The sequence below is a fragment of the Parahoeflea alexandrii genome (assembly GCF_027214025.1).
Taxonomy (GTDB): domain Bacteria; phylum Pseudomonadota; class Alphaproteobacteria; order Rhizobiales; family Rhizobiaceae; genus Hoeflea; species Hoeflea alexandrii_A.
In genome coordinates, this window is sequence record NZ_JAPWHB010000003.1 from 352,953 (window position 1) to 366,509 (window position 13,557).

Sequence of the window (13,557 nt, forward strand, 5' to 3'; positions counted from 1 at the left end):
CCAAATCACATTCGATTGACCCTGTCACGCGGACGCGGCCTGCATTCGCTGCGAACTGCGCATAGGCGCCGGGGCCTAGCCTGGCTTGCAACGAAAAAGGCCGGGCATCAAGCCCGGCCTCCCGTATTCATGATTGAGATGTGGCTCAGGCGGCCAGATCGCGCAGAACGGTCTGCAGAATGCCGCCGTTCTTGAGGTAATCCAGCTCGTCGAGCGTGTCGACGCGGCAGAGGATCGGCACGTCCTTGACCGACCCGTCGGCGAAGGTGACGTGAGCGATCTTCTTCTCGCGCGGCTGGATGTTGGCGAGGCCTTCGATGGTGACGACCTCGTCGCCCTTCAGACCAAGGCTTTCCCAGCTGGTGCCTTCCTCGAAGACAAACGGGATGACGCCCATGCCGACCAGGTTGGAGCGGTGGATACGCTCGTAGGACTGGGCGATAACAGCGCGGACGCCGAGCAGGTTGGTGCCCTTGGCAGCCCAGTCACGCGACGAGCCGTTGCCGTATTCGACGCCGGCGAAGATCACCAGCGGCACGCCTTCGGCCTTGTACTGCATGGCGGCGTCGAAGATCGACACCTCCTCGCGGGACGGATAGTGGAAGGTGTAGCCGCCTTCGCGTCCGTTCGGTCCGAGCATGTGGTTGCGCAGCCGGATGTTGGCGAAGGTGCCGCGCATCATGACTTCGTGGTTGCCGCGGCGCGTGCCGTACTGGTTGAAGTCGGCAACGCCAACGCCGTGATCCATCAGGTAGGCGCCCGCCGGGGACTGGGCCTTGATCGATCCGGCCGGCGAGATGTGGTCGGTGGTGATCTTGTCGCCGAACAGGCCCAGCACGCGTGCACCCTTGATGTCGGATATGCCGGAACCGGTCTTGCCCATTCCCTCGAAATAGGGCGGGTTCTGGACATAGGTCGAATTGTCATCCCAGGCATAGGTCTGGCTGGTCGGCACTTCCACCGCCTGCCAGTTCTCGTCGCCCTTGAACACGTCGGCATATTTGGCCGCGTAGAGTTCGCGGGTGACGTATTTCATGATGAATTCCTGGATCTCCTTACTGGAGGGCCAGATGTCCTTGAGGTAGACCGGATTGCCGTCCTTGTCGTCGCCGATCGGCTCCTTGGTCAGATCCTTCTGCACCGAACCGGCCAGCGCGTAGGCCACCACCAGCGGCGGCGAGGCCAGGTAGTTGGCCTGGACGTCAGGGGAAATGCGACCTTCGAAGTTGCGGTTGCCCGAGAGCACGCCGGCGGCGATCAGGCCCTTTTCGTTGATGGTCTTGGAGACCGGGGCCGGCAGCGGGCCGGAGTTGCCGATGCAGGTGGTGCAGCCGAAGCCGACAAGGTTGAAGCCGAGCGCGTCAAGATCGGCCTGCAGGCCGGACTTGGCGAGGTATTCGCCGACCACCTGGCTGCCGGGCGCCAGCGAGGTCTTCACCCACGGCTTGGTCTTCAGGCCCTTGGCGACCGCGTTGCGGGCGAGCAGGCCCGCGCCGATAAGCACGCTGGGGTTCGAGGTGTTGGTGCACGAGGTGATCGCGGCAATCGCCACGTCGCCATGGCCGAGATCGTAATCCTCGCCCTCGACCTGGTAACGGTTGTTGAGCTGGCCGGGCTTCTTGTACTCGTCTTCCAGCGACTTGGCGAAGCCGGACGCGATGCCTTCGAGCGGAATGCGGCCCTCGGGACGCTTCGGACCGGCCATCGACGGCACGACGGAGCCAAGATCGAGGTCCAGCGTGTCGGTGAACACCGGATCGGCGGCGCCAGTCTCGCGCCACATTCCTTGCGCCTTGGAATAGGCTTCGACCAGCTTGATGCGGTTTTCCTCACGGCCTGACATGGTCAGGTAGTTGATGGTCTCGCCATCAACCGGGAAGAAGCCGCAGGTGGCGCCGTATTCCGGACCCATGTTGCCGATGGTGGCGCGGTCGGCGAGCGACATCGAATCAAGGCCTGGGCCGAAGAATTCGACGAACTTGGAAACAACGCCCTTCTTGCGCAGCATCTGCACGACGGTCAGCACCAGGTCGGTGGCGGTGACGCCTTCCTTGAGCGCGCCGGTCAGGCGGAAGCCGATGACTTCCGGCAGCAGCATGGAGATCGGCTGGCCGAGCATGGCGGCTTCGGCCTCGATGCCGCCCACGCCCCAGCCGAGAACGCCAAGGCCGTTGATCATGGTGGTGTGGCTGTCGGTGCCGACGCAGGTGTCGGGATAGGCGGTGATTTCGCCGTCTTCGTCGCGGGTCCAGACAGTCTGGCCGAGATATTCCAGGTTGACCTGGTGGCAGATGCCGGTGCCGGGGGGAACGACGCGGAAGTTCTTGAATGCCTGCTGGCCCCACTTGAGGAAGCGATAACGCTCGCCGTTGCGCTCGTATTCGTGCTCGACGTTGCGGGCCAGCGCCTGCGGCGTGCCGAATTCGTCGACGATGACCGAGTGGTCGATCACGAGGTCGACTGGCACCAGCGGGTTGATCTTCTGCGGATCGCCACCCAGCGCCACCATGGCGTCGCGCATGGCGGCCAGGTCGACCACGGCGGGAACGCCGGTGAAATCCTGCATCAGCACGCGGGCCGGACGATAGGCGATTTCAGCTTCGGTCTTGCCCTTGTTGGTCAGCCAGGCAACGACGGAGAGGATGTCATCCTTCTTGACGGTGCGGCCGTCCTCGTTGCGCAGCAGGTTCTCGAGAATGACCTTCATCGAGAACGGAAGCGCCGAGATGCCGGTCAGTCCGTTCTTTTCGGCCTCGACGAGGCTGTAATAGACATAGTCGGTGTCATCGACCTTGAGTGTGGAACGGCAATTGAAGCTGTCGAGTGATTTGGCCACAGGCAACCCGCTTTCATGAGTTCGGCCGAATGTGAGGGCGAACACCTTACACGCTGATCGCGTGGACAAGGATGCGGGTACGGTCATTTCCGCTGTCCGCCCGTGACGCTTGGGGCATCATGTTCGGCGCTAGATTGAATTCACGCCGACCGCTGGCGTGGTTGCGGGCGTTATAGATAATTTCGTAAGAACGTGCCAGATCAACCAATGTCCCATTTGAATGTTTTTTTGGGTGGTTAGTTTTTACTGAATGGGAGCGCCGGACGCCGTCCGGCGGCCCGGGATGCGGGGGCCGATGCAGGCGGTAGCCACGAAACTCAAGGGACGGCGCGGTGACAGCGTGCTGTTTGAAGATATCGACTTCACGATTGCCCGTGGCGAAGCGCTGGTCATCACCGGACCCAATGGCGCGGGCAAGTCGACGCTTCTGCGGATCCTGGCGGGATTGCTGGCGGCTGATTCGGGTGAGTTTTCGCTGCGGGATCATGACGGAACAGAATTGCCGGTGTCCGACTTTGCCCATTATCTCGGTCACCGCAACGCCATGAAGCGCGAGTTGCGGGTGCAGGAAAACCTGAGCTTCTGGAAGAGTTTCCAGCGCAGCGACAGCGGCGAGGGCATGGACGTCGACGAGGCGATCGACCTGGTCGGCCTCACTGGCGTGGCGCACCTGCCGTTCGGCTATCTTTCGGCCGGCCAGCAACGGCGAATCGCGCTGGCGCGGCTCCTGGTGTCATACCGGCCGCTGTGGCTGCTCGACGAACCGACGGCGGCGCTTGACAAGCGCTCAGACCGGCTGTTTGCCGATCTGGTGAGCCGGCATCTTGCCGCGGGCGGCCTGGCGATCGCCGCCACGCATCAGCCGCTGGGACTGGAAAATGTGCGGTCGCTGGAACTGTCGGGCATTCACAGCGCCGCCTCCGGGGAGTCCTGGACATGATGGCTTTGCTCAGACGTGACCTGGCGATCGCCACCCGCTCGGGCGGGGCAGCGATGCTCGGCGTGCTGTTCTTTCTCGCCGTGGTGGCGGTCATCCCCTTCGGCATCGGGCCAGATCTCAACCTGCTTGCGCGGATCGGCCCTGCGATCCTGTGGATCGGTGCGCTGCTGGCCTCGCTGCTCGGTCTCGACCGGCTGTTTCAGGCCGACCGCGAGGACGGATCGCTCGACATGCTGGTGATGCAGGACTGGGTCACGCTGGTGCTCACCGTGTTCGTCAAGAGCCTGGCGCACTGGCTTGCCACCGGCCTGCCGCTGGTGCTGGCCGCACCCTTGCTCGGCTTGCTGATGAACATGAGCGCCACTGCCACCGGCGCGGTGATGCTGACGCTGCTGGTGGGCACGCCCGCGATCTCCTTCATCGGCGCGGTCGGCGCGGCAGTTGCCGTGGTGCTGCCGCGCGGCGGACTCCTGGTGTCGATCCTGATCCTTCCCCTGGCGATCCCGATCCTGATCTTCGGGGTCAGCGCTGCTTACGCGGCGGTGACCGATCCCGACCCGTTCCTGCCGCCGTTCATGATCCTGTCGGCCATCGCGCTGTTTTTCGCAGCACTCGGCCCCGTTGCGGCCGCTGCGGCGCTCAGGGGAGCGTCAGATTGATTTGTCGCATTGAAACCGGACGCGGCAAGGATTAGAAAAAAGCCATGAGTGACACCACCATCTCCCAGGGCTGGTTTACCAGCCTCGCCAATCCGACCCGGTTTCTCGCCCTTTCCGGGCGGATTCTGCCGTATCTTGCAACGGCGGCCGTGCTGTCGCTGGTCGTCGGGCTCTACATGTCCTTCGCCGCACCGGAGGATTACCAGCAGGGCATCACGGTCAGGATCATGTTCATCCACGTGCCCGCCGCCTGGCTCGCCATGATGTGCTACTCGGTGATGGCGGTCGCCTCGCTCGGCACGCTGGTCTGGCGGCATCCGCTGGCCGATGTCGCGGCCAAGACGGCGCTGCCGATCGGCGCGGCCTTCACCTTCCTGTCGCTGCTCACCGGTTCGCTTTGGGGCCGTCCGATGTGGGGCACCTGGTGGGTGTGGGACGCGCGGCTGACCTCGGTGTTCGTGCTGTTTTTGATGTATCTGGGGTTGATGGCGCTGCATAAGGCGATGGACGATCCGGCCCGGGCGGCGCGTCCCGCCGCGGTGCTGACGCTGGTCGGCTTCGTCAACATCCCGATCATCAAGTTTTCGGTCGACTGGTGGAACACGCTGCACCAGCCGGCCAGTGTGATCCGTATGGACGGACCAACCATCCACCCCACGATGCTCTATCCGCTGCTGGTGATGGCGATAGCCTACACGCTGATCTTCTTCACCCTGCACCTGATGGCGATGCGCAACGAGATCTGGCGTCGGCGGGTGCAGACGATGCGCCGTCAGGCCGCGCAATCCATCGGCGGCGGGGCTTCAACATGATGAGCCACGAAGCCTTCGTCTTTCTCTCCTATGCGGCCACCGCCCTCACCCTTGCCGGGTTGCTGGTTGGCATCCTGCTCGACGGTCGGGCGCGGCGGCGCGAGCTGGCCGAACTTGAGGCGCAGGGCGTACGGCGGCGGTCGAAGGCTGCCGGCGGGTCCAGCTGATGAGCGAAGATATCCACGACGAGGCGGCGCCTTCCGCTTCCGGCCGCCGGCGGCTGCTGATCGCGTTTCTGCCGCTGGTGCTTTTCGTTGCCCTGTCGGCGGTGTTTCTCTACCAGCTCGGCTCGGGCAAGGATGCCAGTGAAATCCCCTCGGTGCTGATCGGCACCAAGGCGCCGTCGCTCGATCTGCCGCCGCTTGAGGGCCTGAATGCGAACGGCGCGCCGGTGCCGGCGCTGACCGATGCGGCGATTTCGGGCAAGCTGGCGCTGGTCAATGTCTGGGCCTCGTGGTGCGTGCCCTGCCGGCAGGAGCATCCGGTGCTGCTCGAATTGTCGCGCGATCCCCGGATCGAGCTCGTCGGCATCAACTACAAGGACAAGAACGACAACGCGCTCAAGTTCCTTGGCGAACTTGGCAATCCGTTTGCTGCCGTGGGTGTTGATCCGGCGGGCAAAGCGGCGATCGACTGGGGTGTCTACGGCATCCCCGAGACCTATCTGGTCGCGCCCGACGGGACCATCCTGTTCAAGCAGATCGGCCCGTTCACGGTTGAAAGCCTGCGCGACAAGCTGTTGCCGGCGATCGAGAAGGCGCGTTCGAAGCCGTGACTCCCGACCCGCTCATGGGTCTCGCATGACATGAGCCTCGCATCTCATGCAAAGAAGCTCCGCCGCCTGGTAAGGCGGCGAATGCAAGCCAAGACGGATACGGATATTTCCTATCTGACCTGAACCGTGAAGCGGTCTTCATTGATCCGGAATGTCGCGCGGCCCTTTTTTGTCGCCGTGAACTTGATTTCGACGGCAGGTACGCGGCCATTGCAGCGCCTCGACCCCCGAATGCCGGCCTTTCCTGTCGAAAGAGTGCCGATTCTGACTTTCGGCAAACTGACCCTGCTCGGAAGCACGCCACACTTCTTGCCGATATAACCATAGAAGACCCGTGTCTGGCCAACTTTGAGGTCGAACTTGTGAATATGGGGAATGTCCTTGGCCAACGCCGGAGTAGCGAGAGTAAAGAGGAACAGGACAGCAAGCGCTTTGCGGAAGAGATCGAGTTTCATTTCATATTCCTGCAGTCTGGACAAGATTTTCAATCGGGTCTGAGGTGAACGCGACCATTGCGTAATCCCTTTTCTCGGTCAACCGCCTGTCGGAATTTTGCTTGTCTCGGGCGTTGCATGCCCGGTTTTGCGCTCAATGTAATCGTGATTTCCAGGTGTTGTGAAATCCCCGCATTGCCTCTCGCCGGATTGCGGCGCTGCCGCTATGTTTGCGTTCATGACCACGCAAAAGACCTTTCACCGCCTGGTTCCCGACGGCGATACCCATGAACGCGAAGTCTGCCGTACCTGCGGCTTCGTCAACTACCAGAACCCGCGCATTGTCGTCGGCTCGGTGGTCCGGCACGAAGGCAAGGTGCTTTTGTGCCGCCGGGCGATTGAGCCGAGGCGCGGTTTCTGGACTGTGCCGGCCGGCTATCTCGAACTCAATGAGACGCCCGAGGACGGCGCCCGGCGCGAGGCGCGCGAAGAGGCGCTGGCGCAGCTGAAGCTCGGCGAATTGCTGGCAATATACTCGGTCCCGCATCTGAGCCAGGTGCAGCTGATCTGGCGCGCCGAACTCATCGACCCGGGCGCCGGCGCCGCGCTGTTCGGCGCCGGCGAGGAAAGCCTCGAAGTGGAGCTGTTCGACTGGGACAAGCTGCCGGTCGACGAAATCGCCTTTCCGACAGTGCACTGGATGCTCGGCCACGAGCGCGAGGTGATGGCGAAGGGGTATCAAGGGCCGTTCGGGAACCAGGGGTGAGAGGCAGACTGCGCCTCTGTCATGTCCGTTCTCCAGGACACGGAAGGTCTCGTCGGCGCGATCAATCTGGCGAGCAACGAGGCCAAGACCCCTGAGAAAATCGCGGCAATCCTGACCGCGAAACACTTAGCAACATTGCAAACTATCCCTTGACGGCGACTTGGAGCTCAGATAGTTAGACATATGGCTAAGCATGACACTGATCTCTCGGACCTGTTCCACGCCCTGGCGGACCCGACGCGGCGGTCGATCCTGACGCATCTGGCTCAAGGACCGGCGCCGGTGAGCGAACTGGCCGAGCCCACCGGGCTCCGGTTGCCGACGGTGATGCGGCATCTGGCGGTGCTGGAGGAGGCAGGCCTGATCGCCACCTCGAAGGACGGGCGCGTGCGCACCTGCGCGATCGTGCCCGAAGCGCTCATGCCGATGCGAACCTGGCTCGACGAGCAGCGGGTCATCTGGGAATCCCGGCTCGACCGGCTGGACGATTATGTCAAGAAAGTCATGAAGGAGCGCGAGACATGAAACTGGATCTGGATCCCGCAACGGATTTGAGCTTTACCCGGACGCTCGCCGCGCCGCGGCAGCTGATATGGGAATGCTGGACTCGGCCCGAACATATCCCGCATTTCTTCGTCCCGGTTCCCCACAAGGTCACCGATGTCGACATCGACCTCAAGGTCGGCGGACGCTTCAACACGACCTTCGAGGTCGAGGGCAACGTGATGGAGAATTTCGGCGTCTATCTCGAGGTCGTGCCGGAAGAAAAGCTGGTGTTCACCGACGCCTACACCGAAGGCTGGAAGCCGGCGCTCGAGCCGTTCATGACAGCGATCCTGCTTCTTGCCGATGCGCCCGGCGGCGGCACCAGCTACACGGCGATCGCCCGGCATCGCAATCCGGAGACGAAAAAGAACCATGAGGACATGGGTTTCTTCGACGGCTGGGGCACGGTGGCGACGCAGCTCGAGGCCTACGCGAAAGGACTCGCGAGATGAACGAGCGTTTCGCCACCCTGAATTTTGAACGGCAGGTCGCGGCTCCGCTCGCAACCGTCTGGGCAGCCTGGACCGCCCCCGCCGCACGCGCGGTCTGGGCGGCGCCCGCGCCATCCGTCGCCGTCGAATTTCTCGAGGCCGACACGCGCGTCGGCGGGCGGGAAGTCTCGCTGTGCAAGGTCGAAGGATACCCTGACACAAGCTGCGAGGTCGGATGGCTGGTGTTGCAGCCCGGCGTTTTGAGCGTCAACACCGAGGTGATCTCGTCGGAGGGAGTGACGCAGTCGGCGGCCTTGGTGACGGCGGAGTTCTCGGGCGGGGATGACAAGTGCCGCATCGTGCTGACGGTCCAGCTTGCCTCACTGGCCGAAAACATGGAGGACGGCTACCGTCAGGGTTTTGGCGCCGGGCTCGACAATCTGGTGGGCGTGGCGGAGCGGACCATGCTGTTGCAACGGGTGATCAAGGCGCCGCGCGACATTGTCTGGGGTGCCTGGTTCAACCCGGAAACCTTGCCCAAATGGTGGGGCCCCGACGGGTTTTCCTGCCGGACGCAGCGGATCGACCTGCGCGAGGGCGGCGAATGGGTGTTCGACATGATCGGACCGGACGGCACGGTCTACCCCAATCATCATCTTTACAGTGAGATCAGGAGCGGTGAAAGGATCGGCTACGCGCTGCTCTGGGGCGAGAACGGGCCGAAACATGCCGATGCCTGGGTGATGTTCGAGGACGAGGACGCTGGGACGAAGGTCACGCTCGGCATGGTGTTCAGCAGCGCGGCCGAATTCCAGCAAGCCAGGGGCTTTGGCGCCATGGAGCTGGGATTGCAGACGCTGGGCAAGCTGGCGCGCATTGTCGGCGCGCCGTGATCATGTCCCATTCCGAGTGCTCTGCCAGCATCGGTCGGGCGGCGCCCGACGATTGTTGAAGGACGAAGGGTTTCAGCCCTTCACCCCTTCCGCGTCCTCTTCCGGCAGCGCATGGCGCTGCATCAGCGGCAGCTGCATGAGCGTAAAGACGATCGATAGCGGCATGTTTCCCCAGACCTTGAAGGCGATCCAGAAGTCGGTGGAGAAATTGCGCCAGATCACCTCGTTGATCACCGCCATCAGCAGGAAGAACAGGCCCCAGCGCAGGGTCAGGATGCGCCAGCCCTCGGCGTCGAGGCGGAAGGCGGAATCGAAGACGTAGCCCAGGAACGACTTTTTGAACATGAGCCCGCCGAGCAGGATCACGCCGAACATGGTGTTGATGATGGTCGGCTTGACCTTGATGAAGGTCTCGTCCTGCAGCCACAGCGTCAGCGCGCCGAAGACCAGCACGATGATGCCCGACAAGAGCGGCATGATCGGCAGGGTTCTGGTCAGGAGCCAGGACACCGACAGCGCAATTGCCGTGGCGATCATGAAGCAGGCGGTGCCAACGAAGATCGGTCCGCCGATATCTGCCAGGAACGGCACCCGCTCGGCGATCCAGGCGCCTTTCGAATTGGCGAAGAAGAACACCAGCAACGGGCCCAGCTCAAGCACCAGCTTGAGCAGCGGATTGATCCGCTTGCGGTCGGGCGCGTTGGGGTCGGCTTCGAAGATGTGCAGCTCCTGGTCTGCGGCTTCGGCTGGCTTGCGGTCGGTCATTTCAGGTCTCCGGCCGGCTCTCCGGCGATGGCGGATGCGAAATCCGCCGCTTCAAAGGGTTCGAGATCGTCGACACCCTCGCCGACGCCGACGAAATAGACCGGCAATTTGTGCTTGGCGGCGATGGCGACGAGAATGCCGCCGCGCGCGGTGCCATCGAGCTTGGTCATCACCAAGCCGTTGACGCCGGCGACATTCTTGAAGATCTCGACCTGGTTCAGGGCGTTCTGGCCGGTGGTTGCGTCAAGCGTCTGCAGCACGGTGTGCGGCGCGTCCGGATCGAGCTTGCCGATGACGCGCACCACCTTGGCGAGCTCGTCCATCAGTTCGGTGCGGTTCTGCAGCCGCCCGGCGGTGTCGATGATCAGCACGTCGGCGCCATCGTCGCGTGCGGTCTCGAAGGCCTCGTAGGCAAGGCCCGCGGCGTCGGCGCCGAGCTTGGTCGAGACCACCTTGGAGCCGGTGCGCTCGCCCCAGATCTTCAGCTGCTCTATTGCCGCGGCGCGGAAGGTGTCGCCGGCCGCAAGCGTCACCTTCAGCCCGCCGGCGGAGAGCTTGGCGGCAAGCTTGCCGATGGTGGTGGTCTTGCCGGTGCCGTTGACGCCGACCACCAGGATCACGTGCGGCTTGTGGCTGAGATCGAGTTCCAGCGGCCTGGCCACCGGGCCCAATACCTTGGCGATTTCGGCGGCCATCACCTTCTGCACCTCGGCCGGCGAAATGTCCTTGCCGTAGCGGGTCGAGGACAGCGCATCGGTGATCCGCATCGCCGTCTCGACCCCGAGATCGGCCTGCAGAAGGATGTCTTCCAGCTCCTCGAGCGTCTCGTCATCGAGCTTGCGCTTGGTGAAGATGCCGGTGATCTGGCTGGAAAGCTGGCCGGATGTGCGCGACAGGCCCTGGCGCAGGCGCTGCCACCAGTTGCCTTTCGGCTCCTCCACAGGTTCGGCCGCCGGCGCGGGCTCCGCCCTTGACACCGTGTCGCGGACAACCAGCCTTCGAGGCTCAGGCTCAGGCTCAGGCTCAGGCTCAGGCTCAGGCTCAGGCTCAGGCTCAGGCTTTTCCCCGGACATTGGCTCGAAAGCCGGGTCGGCGGTCAATTCGTCAGGATGCAGGCCGTCTTCGGGCGATACTTCCACCGGTTCGGCGTGAAGCGGTGTCTCGCCGGACGCGGTCACGGCGTCATCAAGGGGCGCGGGGACCGGCTCTCCCTCGGGCACCGGGGCGACAACCGGATCGGCCGAAAGTTCGGCAAGGTGCAGTCCCTCGTCCTGCGGCGATGATGGTTCGGCCTCGGCTTCTGGCGCGGCGGCCGGCGCGTCCACGGCTTCGGGTTCAGCCTGGGGTTCAGGAACGGTCTCGGGTTCGGGAACTGCCTGCGTTTCGGGCGCAGCCTCGGGTGCGGGCGCATCTTCCTTGTTCCGCCCGAAGGAGAAAACCTTTTTGATGAAGTTGAGCGCCATGCCGGTCTTCTGCCTTCCCGATGTCAGCCTGTGACGAGATCTGCGGTTTGCACCTGATCCGCCGTTACCGTTTCGCCGGTAAGGTGATCCGCGGTGCGGCCGTTGATCCTCACCAGAGCCATCTGGCCCCGTGGCGCGCCGGACGCAACCACCGGAGTGAAATTTTCTGTCCGCGCCATGCCGGAAAACTCGACCAGAACCGATCGGGTTCCACCCGCTGCCGCCATTTCAGAGAGGTGGGCATCATAGGCCCGTTCGCCGCGTTGCCTCAAGCGCGCCGCGCGGGCCTTGATCAGTCCGCGATCGAGCTGCGGCATGCGCGCCGCCGGGGTTCCCTGGCGCGGCGAATAGGGGAAGACGTGCAAAAACGCCAGACCGCATTCGTCGACGATGTCGAGCGAGCGGGCGAACATCTCCTCGGTCTCGGTCGGAAACCCGGCAATCAGGTCGGCGCCGAAGGCAAAGCCGGGCCGCAACGACCGCACCGTCTCGCAGAACCGGATCGCGTCGTCGCGGCTGTGCCGCCGTTTCATCCGCTTGAGGATCATGTCGTCGCCATGCTGCAGCGACAGGTGCAGATGCGGCATGAAGCGCGGCTCATTCGAGATCAGATCCATCAGCGCATCGTCGACCTCGATCGAGTCGATCGACGACAGCCTGAGCCGCCTGAGGTCGGGCACCTGTTTAAGAATGGTGGAGGCGAGCCTGCCGAGCGTCGGGCTTCCCGGCAGGTCGGCGCCGTAGCTGGTGGCGTCGACGCCGGTGATGACCACTTCGTCGTAGCCGTTGTCGACCAGTTTTTCGATCTGGTCGACCACCGCGCCCATCGGCACCGAGCGGGAATTGCCGCGGCCATAGGGGATGATGCAGAAGGTGCAGCGGTGATCGCAGCCGTTCTGCACCTGCACGAAGGCGCGGGCGTGACCCTCCACCGCCTCGATCATCTGCGGCGCGGTCTCGCGCACGGCCATGATGTCGTTGACGCGGATCTTCTCGCTTTCGGAGACGCCGAAATCCGGCAGGGCGCGATAGCTCGCCGCCCGGCCCTTGGCGTCGTTGCCGATCACCGCGTCGACCTCGTCCATGGCGGCGAAGGTTTCCGGCTCGACCTGCGCGGCGCAGCCGGAGACGACGATGCGGGCGTGGGGATTGTCGCGCCGGGCGCGGCGGATGGTCTGGCGCGCCTGGCGCACGGCGTCGGCGGTTACCGCGCAGGTGTTGACCAAGATGGCGTTGTTGAGGCCGGCGGCTTCGGCCGCCTTGCGCATGGTTTCCGATTCGTAGGTGTTGAGCCGGCAGCCGAGGGTGAGAACGCGAACGCCGCTCACGCCGCCGCCTCGTCGGCCTGCCAGTCTCCGGTGAGCGGATCGACGGTGCCGGAAAATTCCCATTCCGCCGGGCCGGTCATGATCACGTGGTCGTCGCCGCGCCACTCGATCAGCAGCGGACCGCCGGGCACGTTGACGGTGACCGTCCGCCCGGTGCGGCCCGTGCGCGCGGCGGAGACCCCGGCGGCGCAGGCGGCCGAGCCGCAGGCGCGGGTCAGGCCAACGCCGCGTTCCCAGGTCCTGAGATCCAGCGTGTGATCGTCGATCACCCGGGCGATCGAGATGTTGGCGCGCTCGGGGAAGATCGGGTGGTTTTCGAGCAGCGGCCCGAAGCGTTCCAGGTCATAGCTCCAGACATCGTCCTTGACCCAGAAGATCGCATGCGGGTTGCCCATCGATGCCACCGACGGTGAATGCAGCACCGGGTCGTCGATCGGGCCGATCTGCAGCTCGATCCGGGTGGTGTCGTGAAATTCTTCCGAAAGCGGGATCCTGTCCCAGGCAAATTCCGGCCGGCCCATGTCGACGGAAATCAGCCCGTCGTCGTGTTCCTCGGCATTGAGGATGCCGGCGAGCGTCTTGAAGGTGAAACTCTTGCGCCCGGTTTCGGACGCCAGCGCCTGGACCACGCAGCGCGTGCCGTTGCCGCAGGCCTGGGCGCGGGAGCCGTCGCAGTTCAGGATGTCGATGCGGTAATCGACGCCGTCGAGATCGGTGTCGTGGATCGCCATGATCTGGTCGAAACCGGTACGGTCGCCACCGGCAAGCGCAATCGCGGCTTGAGCGGTCACGCCATCGCTGCGGCCACGCATGTCGATGACGACAATGTCGTTGCCCAGTCCGTTCATCTTGGCAAAAGGAACCATCGATCCCATCGCGTGCACCCGTTCATGTTCGGGCTCTATATGG

At 63.9% G+C, this 13,557-nt stretch carries 15 protein-coding genes; 9 read left to right on the forward strand and 6 right to left on the reverse strand.

Annotated features, from left to right (window positions below; all coding sequences use genetic code 11):
* Window positions 1-145: 145 nt before the first annotated feature.
* Complete coding sequence (gene acnA / locus O4H62_RS12130) at window positions 146-2,836, reverse strand: aconitate hydratase AcnA (protein ID WP_269388110.1); 2,691 nt, start codon at window positions 2,834-2,836, stop codon at window positions 146-148.
* A gap of 295 nt (window positions 2,837-3,131) precedes the next feature.
* On the opposite strand from acnA, the gene ccmA reads away from it, so the two are divergent.
* The 5 genes from ccmA to O4H62_RS12155 are packed head-to-tail and all read left to right on the forward strand — an operon-like array spanning window position 3,132 to window position 6,022.
* Complete coding sequence (gene ccmA, locus O4H62_RS12135) at window positions 3,132-3,776, forward strand: heme ABC exporter ATP-binding protein CcmA (protein WP_269388112.1); 645 nt, start codon at window positions 3,132-3,134, stop codon at window positions 3,774-3,776.
* Entirely contained in the window at window positions 3,773-4,435 is a 663-nt protein-coding gene (ccmB, locus tag O4H62_RS12140) for a heme exporter protein CcmB (RefSeq protein WP_269388114.1), read from the forward strand. Before ccmA ends, ccmB begins: the two co-directional genes overlap by 4 nt.
* Before the next feature lie 44 nt (window positions 4,436-4,479).
* The gene (locus tag O4H62_RS12145; RefSeq protein ID WP_269388116.1) at window positions 4,480-5,247 is read left to right on the forward strand and encodes a heme ABC transporter permease; all 768 of its coding nucleotides are present in this window, start codon (window positions 4,480-4,482) and stop codon (window positions 5,245-5,247) included.
* Window positions 5,244-5,414, forward strand: a complete 171-nt coding sequence (gene ccmD, locus O4H62_RS12150; protein ID WP_269388118.1) for a heme exporter protein CcmD — start codon at window positions 5,244-5,246, stop codon at window positions 5,412-5,414. The genes O4H62_RS12145 and ccmD overlap by 4 nt, the downstream gene beginning before the upstream one ends.
* Entirely contained in the window at window positions 5,414-6,022 is a 609-nt protein-coding gene (locus O4H62_RS12155) for a DsbE family thiol:disulfide interchange protein (RefSeq protein WP_269388120.1), read from the forward strand. Before ccmD ends, O4H62_RS12155 begins: the two co-directional genes overlap by 1 nt.
* Before the next feature lie 110 nt (window positions 6,023-6,132).
* Here O4H62_RS12155 and O4H62_RS12160 read toward each other — a convergent pair whose 3' ends face one another.
* Window positions 6,133-6,477 (reverse strand): hypothetical protein, encoded by a 345-nt coding sequence (locus O4H62_RS12160; RefSeq protein WP_269388122.1) that lies wholly within the window; start codon window positions 6,475-6,477, stop codon window positions 6,133-6,135.
* Between the two features lie 217 nt (window positions 6,478-6,694).
* Between O4H62_RS12160 and O4H62_RS12165 the strand changes: the two genes are divergently transcribed.
* The 4 genes from O4H62_RS12165 (at window position 6,695) to O4H62_RS12180 (ending at window position 9,092) form a co-directional block, all read left to right on the forward strand.
* Window positions 6,695-7,222 carry an NUDIX hydrolase gene (locus O4H62_RS12165; protein WP_269388123.1) on the forward strand — a complete coding sequence of 176 codons (528 nt, stop codon included), beginning with the start codon at window positions 6,695-6,697 and terminating at the stop codon, window positions 7,220-7,222.
* Between the two features lie 183 nt (window positions 7,223-7,405).
* A complete protein-coding gene (locus O4H62_RS12170; protein WP_269388125.1) occupies window positions 7,406-7,747 on the forward strand; it encodes an ArsR/SmtB family transcription factor in 342 nt (113 codons plus the stop codon).
* Window positions 7,744-8,220: an SRPBCC family protein gene (locus O4H62_RS12175; RefSeq protein WP_269388127.1), complete on the forward strand. Its 477-nt coding sequence runs from the start codon at window positions 7,744-7,746 to the stop codon at window positions 8,218-8,220. The genes O4H62_RS12170 and O4H62_RS12175 overlap by 4 nt, the downstream gene beginning before the upstream one ends.
* Window positions 8,217-9,092, forward strand: a complete 876-nt coding sequence (locus tag O4H62_RS12180) for an SRPBCC family protein (RefSeq protein WP_269388128.1) — start codon at window positions 8,217-8,219, stop codon at window positions 9,090-9,092. The genes O4H62_RS12175 and O4H62_RS12180 overlap by 4 nt, the downstream gene beginning before the upstream one ends.
* A 72-nt stretch (window positions 9,093-9,164) precedes the next feature.
* On the opposite strand, the gene O4H62_RS12185 is transcribed toward O4H62_RS12180, so the two are convergent.
* Genes O4H62_RS12185 through dapF form a run of 4 tightly spaced genes read right to left on the reverse strand, consistent with a single transcriptional unit; the run spans window position 9,165 to window position 13,523 of the window.
* Window positions 9,165-9,857 carry a septation protein A gene (locus O4H62_RS12185; protein WP_269388129.1) on the reverse strand — a complete coding sequence of 231 codons (693 nt, stop codon included), beginning with the start codon at window positions 9,855-9,857 and terminating at the stop codon, window positions 9,165-9,167.
* Window positions 9,854-11,320 carry a signal recognition particle-docking protein FtsY gene (gene ftsY, locus O4H62_RS12190; protein ID WP_269388131.1) on the reverse strand — a complete coding sequence of 489 codons (1,467 nt, stop codon included), beginning with the start codon at window positions 11,318-11,320 and terminating at the stop codon, window positions 9,854-9,856. Before ftsY ends, O4H62_RS12185 begins: the two co-directional genes overlap by 4 nt.
* 23 nt (window positions 11,321-11,343) lie before the next feature.
* Window positions 11,344-12,648: a tRNA (N(6)-L-threonylcarbamoyladenosine(37)-C(2))-methylthiotransferase MtaB gene (mtaB, locus tag O4H62_RS12195; RefSeq protein ID WP_269388133.1), complete on the reverse strand. Its 1,305-nt coding sequence runs from the start codon at window positions 12,646-12,648 to the stop codon at window positions 11,344-11,346.
* Window positions 12,645-13,523 carry a diaminopimelate epimerase gene (gene dapF / locus O4H62_RS12200; RefSeq protein ID WP_269388136.1) on the reverse strand — a complete coding sequence of 293 codons (879 nt, stop codon included), beginning with the start codon at window positions 13,521-13,523 and terminating at the stop codon, window positions 12,645-12,647. Before dapF ends, mtaB begins: the two co-directional genes overlap by 4 nt.
* Window positions 13,524-13,557 lie beyond the last annotated feature (34 nt).

What these genes read in the sequence shown, in the direction of transcription:
- ccmA (WP_269388112.1), top strand. Translation starts at nt 3,132, where the DNA reads ATGCAGGCGGTAGCCACGAAACTCAAGGGACGGCGCGGTGACAGCGTG.
- ccmB (WP_269388114.1), top strand. Translation starts at nt 3,773, where the DNA reads ATGATGGCTTTGCTCAGACGTGACCTGGCGATCGCCACCCGCTCGGGC.
- O4H62_RS12145 (WP_269388116.1), top strand. Translation starts at nt 4,480, where the DNA reads ATGAGTGACACCACCATCTCCCAGGGCTGGTTTACCAGCCTCGCCAAT.
- ccmD (WP_269388118.1), top strand. Translation starts at nt 5,244, where the DNA reads ATGATGAGCCACGAAGCCTTCGTCTTTCTCTCCTATGCGGCCACCGCC.
- O4H62_RS12155 (WP_269388120.1), top strand. Translation starts at nt 5,414, where the DNA reads ATGAGCGAAGATATCCACGACGAGGCGGCGCCTTCCGCTTCCGGCCGC.
- O4H62_RS12160 (WP_269388122.1), bottom strand. Translation starts at nt 6,477, where the DNA reads ATGAAACTCGATCTCTTCCGCAAAGCGCTTGCTGTCCTGTTCCTCTTT.
- O4H62_RS12165 (WP_269388123.1), top strand. Translation starts at nt 6,695, where the DNA reads ATGACCACGCAAAAGACCTTTCACCGCCTGGTTCCCGACGGCGATACC.
- O4H62_RS12170 (WP_269388125.1), top strand. Translation starts at nt 7,406, where the DNA reads ATGGCTAAGCATGACACTGATCTCTCGGACCTGTTCCACGCCCTGGCG.
- O4H62_RS12175 (WP_269388127.1), top strand. Translation starts at nt 7,744, where the DNA reads ATGAAACTGGATCTGGATCCCGCAACGGATTTGAGCTTTACCCGGACG.
- O4H62_RS12180 (WP_269388128.1), top strand. Translation starts at nt 8,217, where the DNA reads ATGAACGAGCGTTTCGCCACCCTGAATTTTGAACGGCAGGTCGCGGCT.
- O4H62_RS12185 (WP_269388129.1), bottom strand. Translation starts at nt 9,857, where the DNA reads ATGACCGACCGCAAGCCAGCCGAAGCCGCAGACCAGGAGCTGCACATC.
- ftsY (WP_269388131.1), bottom strand. Translation starts at nt 11,320, where the DNA reads ATGGCGCTCAACTTCATCAAAAAGGTTTTCTCCTTCGGGCGGAACAAG.
- dapF (WP_269388136.1), bottom strand. Translation starts at nt 13,523, where the DNA reads ATGGGATCGATGGTTCCTTTTGCCAAGATGAACGGACTGGGCAACGAC.